The 16,131-nt window shown below is 57.7% G+C and carries 13 protein-coding genes; 7 read left to right on the forward strand and 6 right to left on the reverse strand.

The window, feature by feature from the left end:
* Nucleotides 1-18 precede the first annotated feature (18 nt).
* Complete coding sequence (uvrA, locus tag AB5Y71_RS04615; RefSeq protein ID WP_064341415.1) at nucleotides 19-2,847, forward strand: excinuclease ABC subunit UvrA; 2,829 nt, start codon at nucleotides 19-21, stop codon at nucleotides 2,845-2,847.
* A gap of 121 nt (nucleotides 2,848-2,968) precedes the next feature.
* Nucleotides 2,969-4,642, forward strand: a complete 1,674-nt coding sequence (locus AB5Y71_RS04620; RefSeq protein WP_368171094.1) for a diguanylate cyclase — start codon at nucleotides 2,969-2,971, stop codon at nucleotides 4,640-4,642.
* Here the strand turns inward: AB5Y71_RS04620 and AB5Y71_RS04625 are convergent.
* Nucleotides 4,639-4,770: a hypothetical protein gene (locus tag AB5Y71_RS04625; RefSeq protein ID WP_019445201.1), complete on the reverse strand. Its 132-nt coding sequence runs from the start codon at nucleotides 4,768-4,770 to the stop codon at nucleotides 4,639-4,641. The genes AB5Y71_RS04620 and AB5Y71_RS04625 overlap by 4 nt on opposite strands.
* Nucleotides 4,771-5,100: 330 nt before the next feature.
* On the opposite strand from AB5Y71_RS04625, the gene AB5Y71_RS04630 reads away from it, so the two are divergent.
* The 3 genes from AB5Y71_RS04630 (at nucleotide 5,101) to AB5Y71_RS04640 (ending at nucleotide 9,365) form a co-directional block, all read left to right on the forward strand.
* A complete protein-coding gene (locus tag AB5Y71_RS04630; RefSeq protein ID WP_005340187.1) occupies nucleotides 5,101-5,697 on the forward strand; it encodes an OmpW family outer membrane protein in 597 nt (198 codons plus the stop codon).
* Nucleotides 5,698-5,919: 222 nt separating this feature from the next.
* Nucleotides 5,920-7,899, forward strand: coding sequence for a methyl-accepting chemotaxis protein (locus AB5Y71_RS04635; RefSeq protein ID WP_368171095.1), 1,980 nt, complete (start codon nucleotides 5,920-5,922; stop codon nucleotides 7,897-7,899).
* An 8-nt stretch (nucleotides 7,900-7,907) separates the two neighbouring features.
* Nucleotides 7,908-9,365, forward strand: a complete 1,458-nt coding sequence (locus AB5Y71_RS04640) for an ABC transporter substrate-binding protein (protein WP_368171096.1) — start codon at nucleotides 7,908-7,910, stop codon at nucleotides 9,363-9,365.
* A 76-nt stretch (nucleotides 9,366-9,441) separates the two neighbouring features.
* Here AB5Y71_RS04640 and AB5Y71_RS04645 read toward each other — a convergent pair whose 3' ends face one another.
* Entirely contained in the window at nucleotides 9,442-10,239 is a 798-nt protein-coding gene (locus AB5Y71_RS04645) for a GNAT family N-acetyltransferase (RefSeq protein ID WP_368171097.1), read from the reverse strand.
* Between the two features lie 329 nt (nucleotides 10,240-10,568).
* Between AB5Y71_RS04645 and metF the strand changes: the two genes are divergently transcribed.
* Nucleotides 10,569-11,459 carry a methylenetetrahydrofolate reductase gene (gene metF / locus AB5Y71_RS04650; protein ID WP_005340191.1) on the forward strand — a complete coding sequence of 297 codons (891 nt, stop codon included), beginning with the start codon at nucleotides 10,569-10,571 and terminating at the stop codon, nucleotides 11,457-11,459.
* Between the two features lie 69 nt (nucleotides 11,460-11,528).
* Here metF and AB5Y71_RS04655 read toward each other — a convergent pair whose 3' ends face one another.
* Nucleotides 11,529-12,593 (reverse strand): DUF3103 family protein, encoded by a 1,065-nt coding sequence (locus tag AB5Y71_RS04655; protein WP_368171098.1) that lies wholly within the window; start codon nucleotides 12,591-12,593, stop codon nucleotides 11,529-11,531.
* Nucleotides 12,594-12,715: 122 nt separating this feature from the next.
* Complete coding sequence (locus tag AB5Y71_RS04660; protein WP_368171099.1) at nucleotides 12,716-13,891, reverse strand: benzoate/H(+) symporter BenE family transporter; 1,176 nt, start codon at nucleotides 13,889-13,891, stop codon at nucleotides 12,716-12,718.
* Nucleotides 13,892-14,010: 119 nt separating this feature from the next.
* On the opposite strand from AB5Y71_RS04660, the gene AB5Y71_RS04665 reads away from it, so the two are divergent.
* Nucleotides 14,011-14,580, forward strand: coding sequence for a helix-turn-helix domain-containing protein (locus AB5Y71_RS04665; protein WP_368171100.1), 570 nt, complete (start codon nucleotides 14,011-14,013; stop codon nucleotides 14,578-14,580).
* A gap of 16 nt (nucleotides 14,581-14,596) precedes the next feature.
* Here the strand turns inward: AB5Y71_RS04665 and AB5Y71_RS04670 are convergent, their stop codons facing one another.
* Nucleotides 14,597-15,793 carry an NnrS family protein gene (locus tag AB5Y71_RS04670; protein ID WP_368171101.1) on the reverse strand — a complete coding sequence of 399 codons (1,197 nt, stop codon included), beginning with the start codon at nucleotides 15,791-15,793 and terminating at the stop codon, nucleotides 14,597-14,599.
* A gap of 48 nt (nucleotides 15,794-15,841) precedes the next feature.
* Nucleotides 15,842-16,131 (reverse strand): hypothetical protein (locus tag AB5Y71_RS04675; protein WP_368171102.1); only part of this gene is annotated, 290 nt, incomplete at its 5' end.

Here is a 16,131-nt window from a genome sequence, read left to right on the forward strand (position 1 = left end):
TATCGAGCGTGCAATAAGATGGAAAAGATCGTGGTCCGGGGTGCTCGCACCCACAACCTCAAGAACATCAATCTGACCCTGCCCCGCGACAAGCTGATCGTGGTCACTGGCCTCTCCGGTTCGGGCAAATCCTCTCTGGCGTTCGATACCCTCTATGCCGAGGGGCAGCGCCGCTATGTGGAGTCCCTCTCCGCCTATGCCCGCCAGTTCCTCTCCTTGATGGAGAAGCCGGACGTCGACCATATCGAGGGGCTCTCGCCCGCCATCTCCATCGAGCAGAAATCCACTTCCCACAACCCGCGCTCGACCGTCGGTACAATCACCGAAATCTACGACTACCTGCGTTTGCTGTTTGCCCGGGTCGGTGAGCCGCGCTGCCCGACCCACGCCATTCCGCTCGCCGCCCAGACCATCAGCCAGATGGTGGATCAGGTGCTGGCCCAACCGGAGGGGAGCAAGCTGATGCTGCTGGCCCCGGTGGTGCGCGATCGCAAGGGGGAGCACACCAAGCTGCTGGAGAATCTGGCGGCTCAGGGCTACATCCGTGCCCGCATCGACGGCGAGGTGTGCGATCTCTCAGATCCTCCGACTCTGGAGTTGCACAAGAAGCACACCATCGAGGTGGTGGTGGATCGCTTCAAGGTGCGCGAGGATCTGGCCTTGCGTTTGGCCGAGTCGTTCGAGACGGCACTGACCCTCTCCGGTGGCATCGTACTGGTAGTGCCGATGGACGGCGAGGAGGGGGTCGCCCCCATGACCTTTTCCGCCAACTTCGCCTGCCCGGAGTGCGGCTACTCCATGTCGGAGCTGGAGCCGCGCATCTTCTCCTTCAACAATCCGGCCGGTGCCTGCCCGACCTGCGACGGCCTCGGGGTGCAGCAATATTTCGATCCGGCCAAGGTGATCGGCGATCCGGCCATCAGTCTGGCTAATGGCGCTATCCGCGGCTGGGACAAGCGCAGCTTCTATTACTTCCAGATGCTCAAATCCCTCTCCGAGCACTACAAGTTCGATCTGGAAACACCGTGGGAGGATCTGCCGGTCAAGACCCAGGAGGTGATCCTGCGCGGCTCCGGTCGCACCGAGATCGAGTTCCGTTACATGAACGATCGCGGCGATGTGGTGGTGCGCAAGCACCCGTTCGAGGGGATCCTGCACAACATGGAGCGGCGCTACCGGGAGACCGAATCCAACTCGGTGCGTGAAGAGCTCTCCAAATACATCGCCAACAAATCCTGTACCAGCTGCGGTGGCAGCCGACTGCGGGAAGAGGCGCGCCACGTTTTCGTCGACAACCGCAATCTGCCGGCCATTGCCGAGCAGTCCATCGGGGATGCACTGGCCTTCTTCGAAGGACTGAACCTGACCGGCCAGCGCGCCCAGATTGCCGAGAAGATCCTGAAAGAGATCGTCGAGCGGCTCGGCTTCCTGGTAAACGTCGGTCTCAACTACCTGAGCCTGTCGCGCAGCGCCGAGACCCTCTCAGGCGGCGAAGCGCAGCGCATTCGGCTGGCCAGCCAGATCGGTGCCGGTCTGGTGGGGGTGATGTACGTACTGGACGAACCCTCCATCGGTCTGCATCAGCGCGACAACGAGCGGTTGCTCAAGACCCTCACCCATCTGCGCGATCTCGGCAACACGGTGATCGTGGTGGAGCACGACGAGGATGCCATTCGACTCGCCGACCACGTGCTGGATATCGGCCCGGGGGCTGGCGTGCACGGTGGCGAAATTGTTGCGCAGGGCACCCCCCAGCAGATCATCGACAATCCGGAGTCGCTGACCGGTGACTACCTCTCCGGTCGCAAACAGATCGCCATTCCGGCCGAGCGCACCCCGCTCACCGGCAAGTGGTTGAAACTCAAGGGGGCGAGCGGCAACAACCTGCGCAACGTCAACCTGGATCTGCCCATCGGAGTGATGACCTGCGTTACAGGTGTTTCCGGCTCCGGCAAGTCGACCCTGATCAACGACACCCTGTTCCGCATCGCTCATCGCGAGCTCAACAAGGCGACCGAGTCCACCCCGGCGCCCTATCGCAGCGTGGAAGGGCTGGAGCATCTGGACAAGGTGGTGGATATCGATCAGAGCCCTATCGGCCGTACCCCGCGCTCCAACCCGGCCACCTACACCGGCCTGTTCACTCCGATCCGCGAACTGCTCTCCGGTACCCAGGAGGCGCGTTCACGCGGCTACCAGCCGGGCCGCTTCTCCTTCAACGTGAAAGGGGGCCGCTGCGAGGCCTGTCAGGGGGATGGCGTCATCAAGGTAGAGATGCACTTCCTGCCGGACGTCTACGTGCCGTGCGACGTCTGCAAGGGCAAGCGCTACAACCGTGAGACCCTGGAAGTGAAGTACAAGGGCAAGAACATCCACGAAATCCTCGAGATGACGGTGGAAGATGCCCGCGAGTTCTTCGATCCGGTGCCGGCGGTGGCACGTAAGCTGCAGACCCTGATGGATGTGGGCCTCTCCTATATCCGCCTTGGCCAGTCTGCCACCACCCTGTCGGGCGGTGAGGCGCAGCGGGTCAAGCTGGCGCGGGAGCTCTCCAAGCGGGATACCGGCCAGACCCTCTACATTCTGGATGAGCCGACCACCGGGCTGCACTTCCACGATATCCAGCAACTGCTCAAGGTGCTGCACCAGCTGCGGGATCGTGGCAATACCATCGTCATCATCGAGCACAATCTGGATGTGGTAAAAACTGCCGACTGGATCGTCGATTTGGGACCGGAGGGCGGCGCCGGTGGTGGCCGCATTCTGGTGACGGGGACGCCGGAAGAGATTTGCACCAATAAAGAGTCTCATACAGCTCGTTTTTTACGACCGCTATTGGCGCGATAAGCCGTTATAATCGAGGGGCCTTTGGCCCCTTTTTGTTATAAAAATCGGGAGCATAGGGGGAAGCTCGTCAAGTGTGGGCAGGCTTGGCATCTCAGCATCATGGTAATGGATATATCGGGTTATGGCTCAGGCTCCGCGCACGATTGATCATCAGTTGGCTTACTCCATGTTCCCCATCTGGCTGGGGGCGATCCTGCTATTGCTGGTTCTGTTGGCATGGGCCCAGATCCCGGCCGCCAGCCGGATTGAAGAACAGCGAATGAAGGAGCATCTACTGCGCGTGACCAAGGCGGTGCAGGCGGATGTGGCAGCTCTGGACGCATTCAGTCGGGATTGGGGCATCTGGGATGACAGCCATCGTTTTATGGACAACAAAAGCAGGGGGTACATCGAATCCAACCTGTTCAGTGATATGCCGATGCGGGATTTTAGTCTCAACCTGATGAGCTTCATGGATCTCACCGGCTACGAAATTTGGACGCGTACCCTGCTACCCGATGCGCCGGGGATCAATCCGGATCAGTTTCCCTACTTCCTTGATGAACTGAAAAAGCAGTTGAGAGAACGCTCGGTGGCGCAAGGGGGCATCAATCTGCACGGGATCCGTGCTTCCCAGTGGGGGCCGCTGATGTACTCGTGGCAGCCGATCAGAAACAGTGACGAGTCGGCACCGTTCAACGGTTTCTTGCTGGTTGTACGTTGGCTCGACAAGGCCTACCTCGAGCAAGTATCGGAGCGTACCGCGCTGCCACTGGCGATCTCCCACGCCAATCTGGATGTCACCGCTACCTTCAAACCACTGAAATCGCAAATAACGTATCGCCTGATCGACCTTGGGCTCACCCGGCTCAGGGGAGAGGTGCGACTGCTCAACAGCGATAACCAGCCGGTGCTGACTCTGGTGATTGAGGAGGAGAGAAAGATCTTGAGTGGCGTCATGGAGGGGGCGCTCTGGACCTTTATCGGCATGCTGTTTATCAGTTTTATCTGCGTCATGATCGCCATGTATCGGCTCAATAGCATTGTGCTTACCCCGTTGCAGCAGCTGGTGTCGGCGCTGCAACGCTTTGGCGATCGGCCAGATGCCACCTTGATCCCCTATATCGACAGCAGCGCCGAGATGGCGACCTTGAGCGGCAAGTTCAAGGAGATGGCCAGCAAGGTCAGTCAGCAACACGATGATTTGTTGGAAAAATCCAGCCAGATGGAGATGGCTGCATTCACCGACCCCTTGACCCGTTGTTTCAATCGTCGCTATCTCGATGGTTGGTTGCAGGCCAACCGGGCCAAACCTTGTCTGTTATTGCTGCTGGACCTGGATCATTTCAAGCGGATCAATGACCGCCTTGGCCATGACATCGGGGATCTGGTGCTGAAACAGCTGGCGGATCTGCTGCGCAAGGTGGTGACAGGAGAGCGCGAGCCGATCATCCGGCTGGGCGGGGAGGAGTTCTTGTTGCTGTTGCAGGTGGATGACGAGCAAGAGTTGGCGCTGCGGGTCGAATATCTGCGCCAGCGTGTCGCTCAGCACCGCTTTGGCAAAGAGGATGCGCCACTCTGGTTGACGGTGTCGCTGGGGTTCTGCCGCTATCCGTTGCACCCGGAGTACCCGGATTCATTCTGGAGTCATAGCTTCAAACTGGCGGACATGGCGCTGTATCAGGCCAAAGTCGGTGGGCGAAATCGGTGGTTTGGCTACGCTGGTAGCCTCTCTGCGGAGGGAATGGGCCAGACTCCGGAACAGCTTGCCGAAGGGGGGCATATCACCCTGCTGCACTCTGTCAATCCGGATTAACCCTGCCGTACCAATACCAGATAGGCCAGGGCGACAATAAAACCGAGCAGGATAAAGAGAAAGGATCCGATTCCCCACACGGCCGCGAGAAAGGCCCCCACCTTTTGCCATTTCGACTCATTTTTCATAAATAAACCATTACTTACCAGTAACTTGTATGGCGCAAAAAATACGCTGATTTACCCATATAAACAACAATTAATCGCCGCACTGCCGTGCAATAAGATGTGGTTTGTTTGCTCCTTTTGGCGCTGGGTGCGGGTAGTTACAACCTGTCGAAACAGGTATTTCGGCTTGTTGTCTGGGGACTCAACGAGATTGGGATGGCGCGCAAAGATGTCACACCAATCGATTTATTTCTGTGCAACCTTTGCTCCAAGTCAATAACTTTGCATTTACAAGGGCATATAGTCAGCGGGCTTACAGCATCAAATGAAAACAAAAAAAGGGATTACGTGATGAAAAAATTACTTCCTCTGATGATTGCCGCTGCAGTGACCTCTCCTTTCGCCATGGCCCATCAGGCTGGTGATATTCTGGTTCGTGGTGGTTTGGCATTTGTATCGCCGCAGGAAAGCAGCACGCCTGTAGAGCTGGAAATTAATGACAACATGCAATTGGGATTGACTCTCTCTTACATGATTACTGATAACTGGGGTGTCGAATTGCTGGCTGCAACCCCCTTCTCTCATTCAGTCAAACTGGGTGGCGCTGAAGTTGCCAAGATCAAGCATTTGCCGCCGACTCTGATGGGTCAGTACTATTTTGGCGATGCTCAAAGCAAGGTTCGCCCGTATGTCGGTATTGGCGTGAACTACACCACCTTCTTTGATGAAGAGGGTCGTGGTGCACTGTCAGGAACCGATGTCAAAGTCGATGACTCCTGGGGTGTTGCCGGACAAGTTGGTATCGATATGGCGATCACTGACCGCTGGTTTGTCAACGGTTCAGCCTGGATCATGGATATCGATACCGATGTGCATACAGCGATTGGCACCATTAATACCAAGGTCGACCCGATGGCCTTTATGGTGGGTGTTGGCTACCGCTTCTAATGATTCTGACTGCGGTTCTGAACGGACCGCGGAAGATAGCAAAGTACGTCTCTTTCAGCCCGGCTTGTGCCGGGCTTTTTTCGTATGGCTGATTTTGTCTGGACTGTGATCCAACCCGATACAAATCAATTAAATACCTGCCGCTTTATTTCAGTTATTCGCCACCCCTGCCGATAGTGACTATGTTCACTTTACCTTCCCCCAATGAGTGAGGATGTCTCCATGGGCTTATCTATCGTGCAGCGGATCATCGCCGGATTCGTGTTGATGCTGCTGTTGCTGATCCTGCTTGGTGTGATCAGTACCTTTAAAATCAAGGGTATAAATGACGGCCTCTCTGCCGTATCTGACCGGGCAACCCCGCTGGTGGTGGCTGTCGCAGGTCTCAAGGGGGCACTGCAGGATAGTAACCGCTGGGTGCTTGTCTACCGCACCAGTGAAGATGCCGCCCAGTTGCCGCAGTTGGCCAATCAGTTCAAGGAGCAGCAGAACCGCTTTGCCCAGCTGAGTCAGGAGATGGGTAAATTTACCGACGTAGCGGATGCTCGTACCCGCTTCCAGCAGGTCGAAAGTGCTACCACCCAATTTTATGGCTTGGCTGATCAGGTGTTGGCCCAGCATCGGCAGTGGGTCAGCGCGCTGGAGCAGCGCCACAAGCTGGAGATGGAATTTATCCGCCTTGAGGATACCTACCAGTGGGCGGCGGATCTGCTGCTGCAACAGACCGCCAGCAAACGCTCCATGCGCAACAAGGCGGAACTTATTACCTCGGGTATCGCCCGCGATCTGAAGAATATCCGCCGTGCCGATGCCAAAACCGACCTGAACGAGCTGGAAAAGGTTCTCAGCAAGGATATCGAGATGGCCCGCAAGCGGTTGGAGCGGGTGCTGGTGCCCGATGATGTGAAAGCGCGCTTTGTCTCCAATCTGGATCGGATGCAGGAGTTGGCACTTGGCGCTCAGGGCTTGCTGGCAACCATGCGTCAGGCTCAGCAACTGGCGCTGTCGCTGGCCACGCAAAATCAGCAGCTGGATGCCAGTCTGGTCAACAGCCTAAATTTGCTCGATGAGATGGGCAAGTCTGCCGGAGCCATCGCCAGCGATAGCCGGATCAATGCCGATGCAGCGGTCAGTAGCGCCAGCTTCTGGATCCTGGTGGTTGCCGCTATGTCGGCCGCTGCCGCACTGGTGATCGGCTATACCACGGCGCGCAGCATTCAGCGCCCGTTACAGATGATCAACAAGGAGCTCGATTACATGGCGGCCGGTGATATGACCCGCCGCATCAACTACCGCAGCAGTTGCGAATTTGGCAGCCTCTCTCGCTCCATCGATACGCTGGCGGGCAAGACCGGTGAACTACTCTCTCAAATCAATGCGGGCTCCCGTCATCTGGTGGATGAGGCGAGCCGCGCCGCCGAGATCAGCGAACGGGCCATGTCCCGGGTACAGGAGCAGAAGAGCCAGACCGATCAGGTGGCCGCCGCCATTACCGAGCTGGAAGTGAGCGCCACCGAGGTGGCCCGCTCTACCGATGGCACCAAGCGCGAAGTGGATCTGGCCGATGAAGAGGCTCGTAGTGGTCGCCAGAAAGTGGCCACTACTCGCCTGATCACCGAGCAGCTGGCTGGTGCCATGGAGGAGGCGGTCGGGATCACCTACAAGCTGGGCGAATTCAGCAACAACATTGGCAGCATTCTCGATGTGATCCGCAGCATCGCCGAGCAGACCAACCTGCTGGCGTTGAACGCCGCCATCGAAGCGGCCCGTGCTGGCGATGCAGGTCGCGGTTTTGCGGTGGTGGCCGATGAGGTGCGGGCACTGGCCAATCGCACCCAGACTTCGACCGAAGAGATCCAGGGGATGATTGAGAACCTGCAGAGCTCCAGCAAGCATGTGGTTGAAGTGATGGGGCGTAGCCAGGAGCAGACCCAGAGCTGTGTCGATCAGACCCGAGAGATGGATGTGGCGCTGCAATCCATTGCCGAGCGGATGGGGGCCATCAAGTCGATGGCGGATCAGGTGGCCCATGCCGCTCAGGAGCAGATCTCCGTCAGTCAGGGGGTCGCCCGTCATATCGCCGGTATTGCCGATGTGGCATACGAGACAGAGCGGGAGGCGCGGGAATCCGCCAGCAGCAGTGAAGTGTTGGCTGACCTGGTCGCCAAACAGCAGCAATTGATCGCACATTTCAAGGTCTAGGAGGGCTTATGTCTAAAAAGTGGATTGGAGCCCTGAGTCTCCTGTTGTGTGGCCAGCTGATGGCCAGCGAGCTGGTGATTGAAAGCTGGCGAACTGATGACAAGGCGTTGTGGGAGCAGAAAATTATCCCGGCCTTTGAAGCGGCGCATCCCGGTATCAAGGTGAGTTTTCATCCGGTGCAGAACGTCAACTACATGCCCACCCTGTGGGAGAGCCTGAAAGGCGGTAAGGCGGGGGATCTTATTACCTGTCGTCCGTTTGATGACTCGCTCGCCCTGTTCAAGGCGGGCCATCTGGCCGAGCTGACCGAAATGGCAGGAATGGAGAACTTCCCGAGTTTTGCCCAGTCACCTTGGCAGACGGACTCCGGTGCCCAGACCTTCTGTGTGCCGATGGCCTCGGTGATCCATGGCTTCTTCTATAACAAGAAGATCTTCAGTGAGTTGGGACTCACCTTGCCTCAAACCCGCGACCAGTTCTTCGCCGTGCTGGACAAGATCAAGGCCGACGGGCGTTATGTGCCGCTGGCCATGAGTGGTTCCGAGAGCTGGGTTGCCTCCGAACTGGGGTTCCAGAACATTGGCCCCAATTACTGGAAAGGGGAAGATGGTCGTCTGGCACTGATCGGCGGGCAGGAGCGGTTGGACAACCCGCAATATGTGAAGGTGTTCGACGAGCTGGCCCGCTGGCGTTCCTACCTCGGTGAAGGTGGTGAGAGCCGCGATTATGCGACCAGTAACGAGCTCTTCACCTCGGGCAAGGCCGCCTTCTACGTGGCGGGCTCCTGGGAGATTGCCCCCTTCACCGGCAAGGTCGATTTTGGTGTCATGCGTCCGCCGGTGGCCAAACAGGGTGATGGCTGTTTCTTTACCGATCACACCGATATCGGTATGGGAATGAACCCGGCCAGCAAGAACAAAGAGGGGGCGATGGCCTTCTTGCAGTGGCTGACGACGCCGCAATTTGCCGAGCTCTATACCAACTCGCTGCCGGGATTCTTCTCCCTCTCCAACCACTTCTTCGATGTCACCAATCCGGCGGCCAAAGAGATGATGGAGTGGCGCGATCAGTGTGACTCGACCATTCGGGTGGCGACCCAGATCCTCTCTCGTGGTACGCCCAAGTTGGGGGATGAACTGGCCGAGGTGAGTCAGGCGGTGCTGCTTGGCAAGATGGAGCCCAAGGCGGCCGCGGATCGACTGGAGGGGGGCTTGAAGGGCTGGTATGCCCCTCATCAGGGCAGCAAGGCCAAGAGCGCGGATTGTCAGTGCGATGCCGTCACTCCTGCTCCGGTTTCAGCACCGGCTGCTGTGTCCGCTGCACCGGCGACCAGTGACACGCCGGCCGTGGTGACACCCGCTGTGACTCCCGCAGAACCTGTATCAGCTGCGACGGCGCCAGTCCCCGCTCCTGCGGCTGATGTGGAGCAGGCGCTCTCCAACGAGCTGGAAGCACCGCAGCAATAACTCATCAGCATAAATAACAAGCGGGAGGCATCAGCCTCCCGTTTTTATTGATGGCTCGCGGCCAGAGCGAATCGCTTTATGGTGTGTCGTGCGGCCAGCGACAGAGGCTGCCGATGCGGGCTACCGGAGCGAACCCCAGAGAGCGGTAAATGCGCTGGGCATGGTAGTGCTCGTCGGCCACTATGATCAGCTGTTTGGCGCGGGACAATCCTGCGCGAGCCACTTGACTCAGCAGCTGGCGGCATAACCCCTTGTTGCGCCACGCCTGGTGAGTGCGTACCAACTGGAAACGGCCCAGCGGGCCGCAGAAGAAGAGGCCACAACTGGCGACCAGTTGCCCCTCTTGCCAGATACCCCACCAGTCCCCGAGCCCATCGGCAATCATGGCCTGATAGAGCGCACGGCGGGATTGCAGATAGGGGAGATAACTCTCTGCCGTGTGCCCCTCATCCCGCTCATTGAGTTCGAAGTCGAGCCACTCTTGCCAATCCGCAGTGGTGAAGGTGCGAGCCTGGGGACTATTGATATCACCATGAGGCTGCCAGCTCTGCTTATCCAGCGCCAGCACCACGCACTCCATATACTGGTATCCGGTTGCGACAAAACCGGCGATCCGGCTGTTTTGCCCTGCTGCCAGTGGCCACTGGAAGGTGCGATGGCGGACTCTGTGGTCGTGACCAATCAGCTGATCAAAGGCGGCTTCCAGCCAGCCTTTGTCACGGTCGCTGGGTGGGTTGGGGAGTAGCAGGTAGTTGCCGAAGTAGTAGTCGGGAGCATCCGGCGTGCGAACCGTCCAGAACTGCTCATGCTGGATGACCTCGCCCTGGTAGCGATCAAACAGCAAGTCGGTGGCAAAGCCGGGGTGGGTATCCATGATGGTGCTCCTGCAAAGACTCATTCTGTTATCGGCAGGAGTGGGAAATAGATGAAAAGGGGCCGGAGAAACCTCCGGCCAAACAATCACACGCAGATTCAGAACGTCCAGGACGATCTGCCCCCATCATAACTCGACTGGGGCAATTTTGGGATGGGCACTTTTCGGTTACGTACCGTTAATTTTGTAAATATGAAGTTCGTCAGGTCGGAAGTGAGGTAAATCCCTGTTGACTTTGTGTCGTTTTGCTCATAAATATAAAGACGTTTAGACGTCCAAACATCCGTTTTGACGTAGACAGATGGATTGCAGGACAGGGAGAAGAGCAGATGGGATTTCACAGTGCACGTCAGGTTGAGGCGCTCAACCAGAGCTTGGCAGATTTGAATGGCGATATATCGGTCAGTTTCGAGTTTTTTCCGCCCAATAGTGAAGGGATGGAAAATACCCTCTGGCAGTCCATCGAACGGCTGAAAGTGCTGGAACCCAAGTTCGTCTCCGTCACCTATGGCGCCAACTCCGGCACCCGTGATCGCACCCACAAGGTGATCAAGGACATCAAGGAGCGGACCGGCCTGATTGCGGCGCCTCACCTGACCTGTATCGATGCCAGCCGCGACGAGCTGCGCACCATCGCCCGCGATTACTGGAACAGCGGCATTCGCCATATTGTGGCTCTGCGCGGTGACTTGCCGCAGGGGTTGGAGAAGCCGGATATGTATGCCACCGATCTGGTTGCTCTGCTCAAGTCAGAGGCGGACTTCGATATCTCGGTTGCCGCCTATCCGGAAGGGCACCCGGAGGCCAAGAGTGCACAATCCGACCTGCTCAACCTCAAGCGCAAGATTGATGCCGGTGCCAACCGCGCCATCACCCAGTTCTTCTTCGATGTGGAAACTTACTTGCGCTTTCGGGATCGCTGCGCCGCCATCGGCATCGATGCCGAAATCGTGCCGGGGATCCTGCCGGTCTCCAACTACCAGACCCTGGCCAAGTTTGCCGGTTTTACCAACGTGAAGATCCCGCGCTGGATGCATCAGCGTTTCGAGGGACTGGATAACGATCAGATGACCCGCAATCTGGTGGGGGCGAGCATCGCCATCGATCAGGTGCGCGTGCTGAGTCAGGAAGGCGTGAAGGATTTCCACTTCTATACCCTGAACCGCTCCGAGCTGACTTATGCCATCTGCCATACTCTGGGGGTTCGTCCCAAGGGTTGACCGGTGGTCACCGCGATAAAAGCAAAAAGCCAATGAGTTGCTCATTGGCTTTTTCGTTATGGCCGATTATCAAGGTCTGGTCGGGGCGATCTCTTTTGGCTCAAGATCGATAACCGCATTACCGGCAGCCCCCGGATACTGGCGATAGACCTGATCCTGCTCCAGTGTGTAGAAGGTATCCAGATAGTCGTCGTTGTTGGTCATCCAGGAGTCGGGCAGTGCCTTGACGATGCGACCGCCGAGATCGAGGAAGGGCAGGGCTTCCGGCACGCCACCCGCAGTAAAGCCGAGTTTGAGAGCTTCAATCAGCAGGGCGCTCAGCTCCTTGTAGTTGACGTTGTCATCCTGCTCCATCATCACCACATCGACGGCACCCCAGCGATAGCGATCCCAGTAAACCAGGATCTGGTTGGGGGTGTAGTCTGTGTTGTCATAGTCGAGGTAGGGCATGTCGACAATATCGACCACTGGTTCATCCCGGCTGGGATTGACCCCTGCGACCACTGCATACACTTCGGCTGCGCCGAGCAGCCAGGGTTCCTGATCATCCTTCAGTCTGATCTTTTTCAGGATACTGGTCTTGAGCGGCGCCGTGCTGGCCGCCACTCGCGGCGCGCTTTGCAGATCCGCATTGGCCAGCGCCTTGCGCATCACCTTCAAGCCTGCGTTCTTGGCTTTGACGGGATCGGCTTCGACTACCAGAACCGGCCGGGCCGGTGCCTTGTCCACATCCAGATAGACGGGATTGCCAGCGCTGTCGAACGCTTCAATGGCGCTCCAGCTCTTCTCATCTCCACTTGGAACATAGGCGACCAGCGGTTCGACACCCTGTTGCAGTGCGGTGGCCTGATCGGTGTTGGCCAGTCGCAACTGCATCAGTTGCTTGACCTCGCCATCCAGTCCTTGCCGGCTGATGGCCGCCTGGTTGGCATCGCTCGCCTGCCGTTTAAGCCGTGGGCTGGCCTTCTGCAGCAGGTTGGGAAGCGGGCTCTGGTATTGCTGATTGCTCAGCAGGGGCAGCAGGTTTTTCTGCTGAAGTGCGAGCTGGCGAGCCAGCTCTCGATCTGTATCGGCAGCCTGGACGCTCGTAGCACCCAGTATGGCCAGTAGTAACAAGACAGCCTGATTTTTCATTTTTATACTCCGTTGCATGGAACCTGACAGGGCACCATGTCCGGGAAGATTGGTGCCCTGACGCCACTAGAAGGAAATTAGTTTCACTTGTGAATCATTTTATGTGGATAGTGTGCAGAGGTTCACGGTTTGAGGTTCAATTGATTCCTTTGTCGATATAATTGGAACTGATAGATAGCCAGACCAATCAGCAGACCCCAGCAGGCTGCCGCGATGCCGAGCAGGCTGATCCCGGACGCGGTAATAATAAAGGTGAGCAGCGCAGCTTCTCGCGCTTCATCCTCTTGCAAGGCAGAGTGCAGGCTGCTGCCGATGGTGCCTAACAGGGCCAAACCAGCGACGCAGGTGACAAGGGCTGCCGGAAAGGCGCTAAACAGGGCCGCGACGGTTGCGCCGAAGCAGCCGGTCAGGAGATAAAAGCAACCCGCCCATACCGCAGCTGGCCAGCGGCGCTTGGTATCCGGGTCGACCTCTTTGCCCATGCAGATGGCGGCAGTGATGGCGGCCAGATTGAAGGCATAGCCGCCAAAAGGGGCGAGCAGCAGGCCAGTCAGGCCAGTCCAGCTGATCAGCGAGGAGGTGGAAGGCTGATAGCCGTGGGCCCGCAAGATGGCAATTCCCGCCATGTTTTGCGATGTCATGGTGACAATGAACAGCGGCAGCGCGATACCAAACAGAGCATCAAGGGAGAAGGCTGGCCATGTCCAGAGCGGGCTGGCGAGTTGCCAGTGAAGGGTGCCCATTTGCAAATCCCCCCGCACGCTGCAGATCAGCATCCCCACTCCCAGTACCAGCACCATGGTATAGCGGGGCCAGAGATGACGACCCAGCAGGAAGGCCAGCAGCAGGGTGCCAAGCAGCAAGGGATCTTGCGGGGCGACCTTGAACAGATCCAATCCGAATCTGAGCAGCACGCCAGCGAGCATGGCGGCGGCCAGTGGAGCCGGGATATGTTTCATCAAACGGTCGAACCAGCCGCTGATGCCACAAAGAGTGATCAGCAGGGAGGAGATCACAAAGGCGCCGATGGCTTCCGCCAGAGTGAAGTTGCCCAGCGTGGCGATCAGCAGTGCCGCGCCCGGTGTGGACCAGGCGGTTAGTATGGGTATGCGGTAATAGAGAGAGAGGCCGATGCAGCTCACCCCCATGCCGAGCCCCAGCGTCCAGAGCCAGGAGGCGACTTGAGCTGTATCAGCACCTGCTGCCGTGGCGGCCTGGATGATCAGGATGACGGAACTGGTGTAGCCGACCATCACGGCGATAAAGCCTGCGACCAGATGGGGGAGTGCGAAGGGCATGACTCTTCCTCTTGGTGTTGTGACGCGCTGTGCGTTATTACGTACAATACAGCTTTGACTATATCGCTGTGCGCTATAGCGCACAAGGCGCATCGTGCAAGAGTAATAAAGAGGCAGTTATGCAAGAGATGAGTCAGCATCTGGCTGCTCGACTGAAGGGGCTGCGCAGCGAGCGCGGCTGGAGCCTGGATGCCGCCGCGCGCGAAACGGGTGTCAGCAAGGCGATGCTGGGGCAGATTGAGCGGGGAGAGTCCAGCCCGACAGTGGCGACGCTGTGGAAGATAGCCACCGGTTTTCGAGTCTCATTTTCCAGTTTTATTGAGCCCACACCCGCTGCGCAGACAGAGGTGCTCTATCGCGCCGCCGATGCCATTCGCCAGCAGCCAGCGGGAGAGGGCATGCAAGTGGCGCCGCTCTTCCCTTATGAAAACCGGTTTGGCTTCGAATTGCTTGAGCTGACCCTGTTGCCGGGTTACCAGCGTGAATCGGAGCCCCATGAGCCGGGAGTGACCGAACATGTTATCGTCATCAGTGGCATGATGGAGGTGCTGGTGGAAGGGGAGTGGCGCTCATTGGTGCAAGGGGAGGCTGTGCGTTTTGCTGCCGACCGTCCCCATGGTTATCGCAATCTGGGCATAGCCCCAGCGATTTTCCACAACCTCATCCACTATCCGGTGGCAACACCCTGAACATGTTCCGCAGTCATTAACCCGGACGACCATCTGCTCTGGGGCGGATCAGTATCGGGGTATAGACCCAGACAAACAGACCATAGGCAGCGATCCAGGCAAGCGCGCTGAGGTTCCAGCCATGCAGGGTATAAGCAGGCCAGAACAGCGGAATCGCCACCCGCATTGTAGCGGCAGCGATAACTAGGGCGAATGCGCCAGTGATCCTGCGTCCTACCTGCAAGGCCCGACCGCTATGGCCGAGGGAGACTCGCGCAATCATGCCCAGGATCATGGTGCTCATACAGCCTGCGCTGAGCAGGTGACTGGCCATTGACAGCGTGATGGGCAGACCCGCGCTATGTGCCGCAAGGGCGAGCAGGCCAAGAGGGATAAACAGATAGGCGAGATGGAGTGACCACAGCAGGGGATGCGCAAGGGTCGATGGCAGATGCCAACGCAGTTGTCGCCACAGATGCAAACTCGCCGCCACTATATAGAGAGGCACTATATATATGCTGGTAACCCATTGGGTGGGGAGCAGCAGCCAGCAGAGCAAGATAAGCCACTGTGTCGCGAGCGCCGCCCGCTCCAGCCAGAGCTGAGGTGCAGCTTTCTCCTGACCGGTTGCCCGGGCGGTGAAGAACGGAATCACCCTTCCACCTATCACGGCTATGAGGGTGGTAAACAACAGCACCGTTGTGATCAATAGGTGCTCAACGGTGGTCCAATCGGCCTGCCATAACCAGCTGGCGCCATTGAGCAGGGTCAGTATCAACAACAGGGGCACGAAGAACAGGTTGCGCCATTGCCGGGTTATCAAGATCGGCTTGGCAAGGAACCAGGTGCAAAGCGGCAACCAGAGCAGGTCTGCCGCCATCAGGAGCGTATTCTCTTCACCCAGCCAGGGTAACAACGTCCTTGGCAACATCCACAACCCCACAACCAGTGCCAATGGCCAGCTCCGAACACCGGGATGGGCCGTCCAGTTCTGCACCGCGGTGAGCAGAAAACCCGCGACGATGGCTGCCCCGAAACCAAACAGCATCTCATGGCCGTGCCACCAGATCGGGTTGGCAATCCCTGGCAAGGTTAGCCAACCGTTGAGCTGCCCCAGCCAGAGCAACATGGCGACGGCAGCAAACAGAGCCCCGAACAAGAAGAAGGGTCGGAACCCCAAGCGGAACAGCGGGACGATTTGCTCTTCCTTATGGCTATCGAGGATTTGATGCATGAGGGTATTCCAATTGAACATTTGAGATGGCAATTATAAATTGGCTTTTCAAATGTTCAATTTAAATCCGGCAATAGTCAGGGTTGATGCTATTTTGAGCAAAAAAGAGGTGGTTGCTTGATATCTGAGCGAACGAACTTTTTTGCTGAAAAAGCCCTTGTCATCGCGGCGCGGCTCACTATAATGCGCCCCTACCAGCACGGCGGAACACGCCGAACTGATGAGCCAGCTTCCTAGCGAAGTGGCGCCGAAAGAAAAGCGAAAACAATCGCTTGACTTTCGAAGTGAGAAGCGTAATATGCGCCTCCTCAACGCGACAAGCGTGACGCTCTTTAACA

The sequence above is a fragment of the Aeromonas sp. R9-2 genome (assembly GCF_040908025.1).
Taxonomy (GTDB): Bacteria; Pseudomonadota; Gammaproteobacteria; order Enterobacterales; family Aeromonadaceae; genus Aeromonas; species Aeromonas veronii.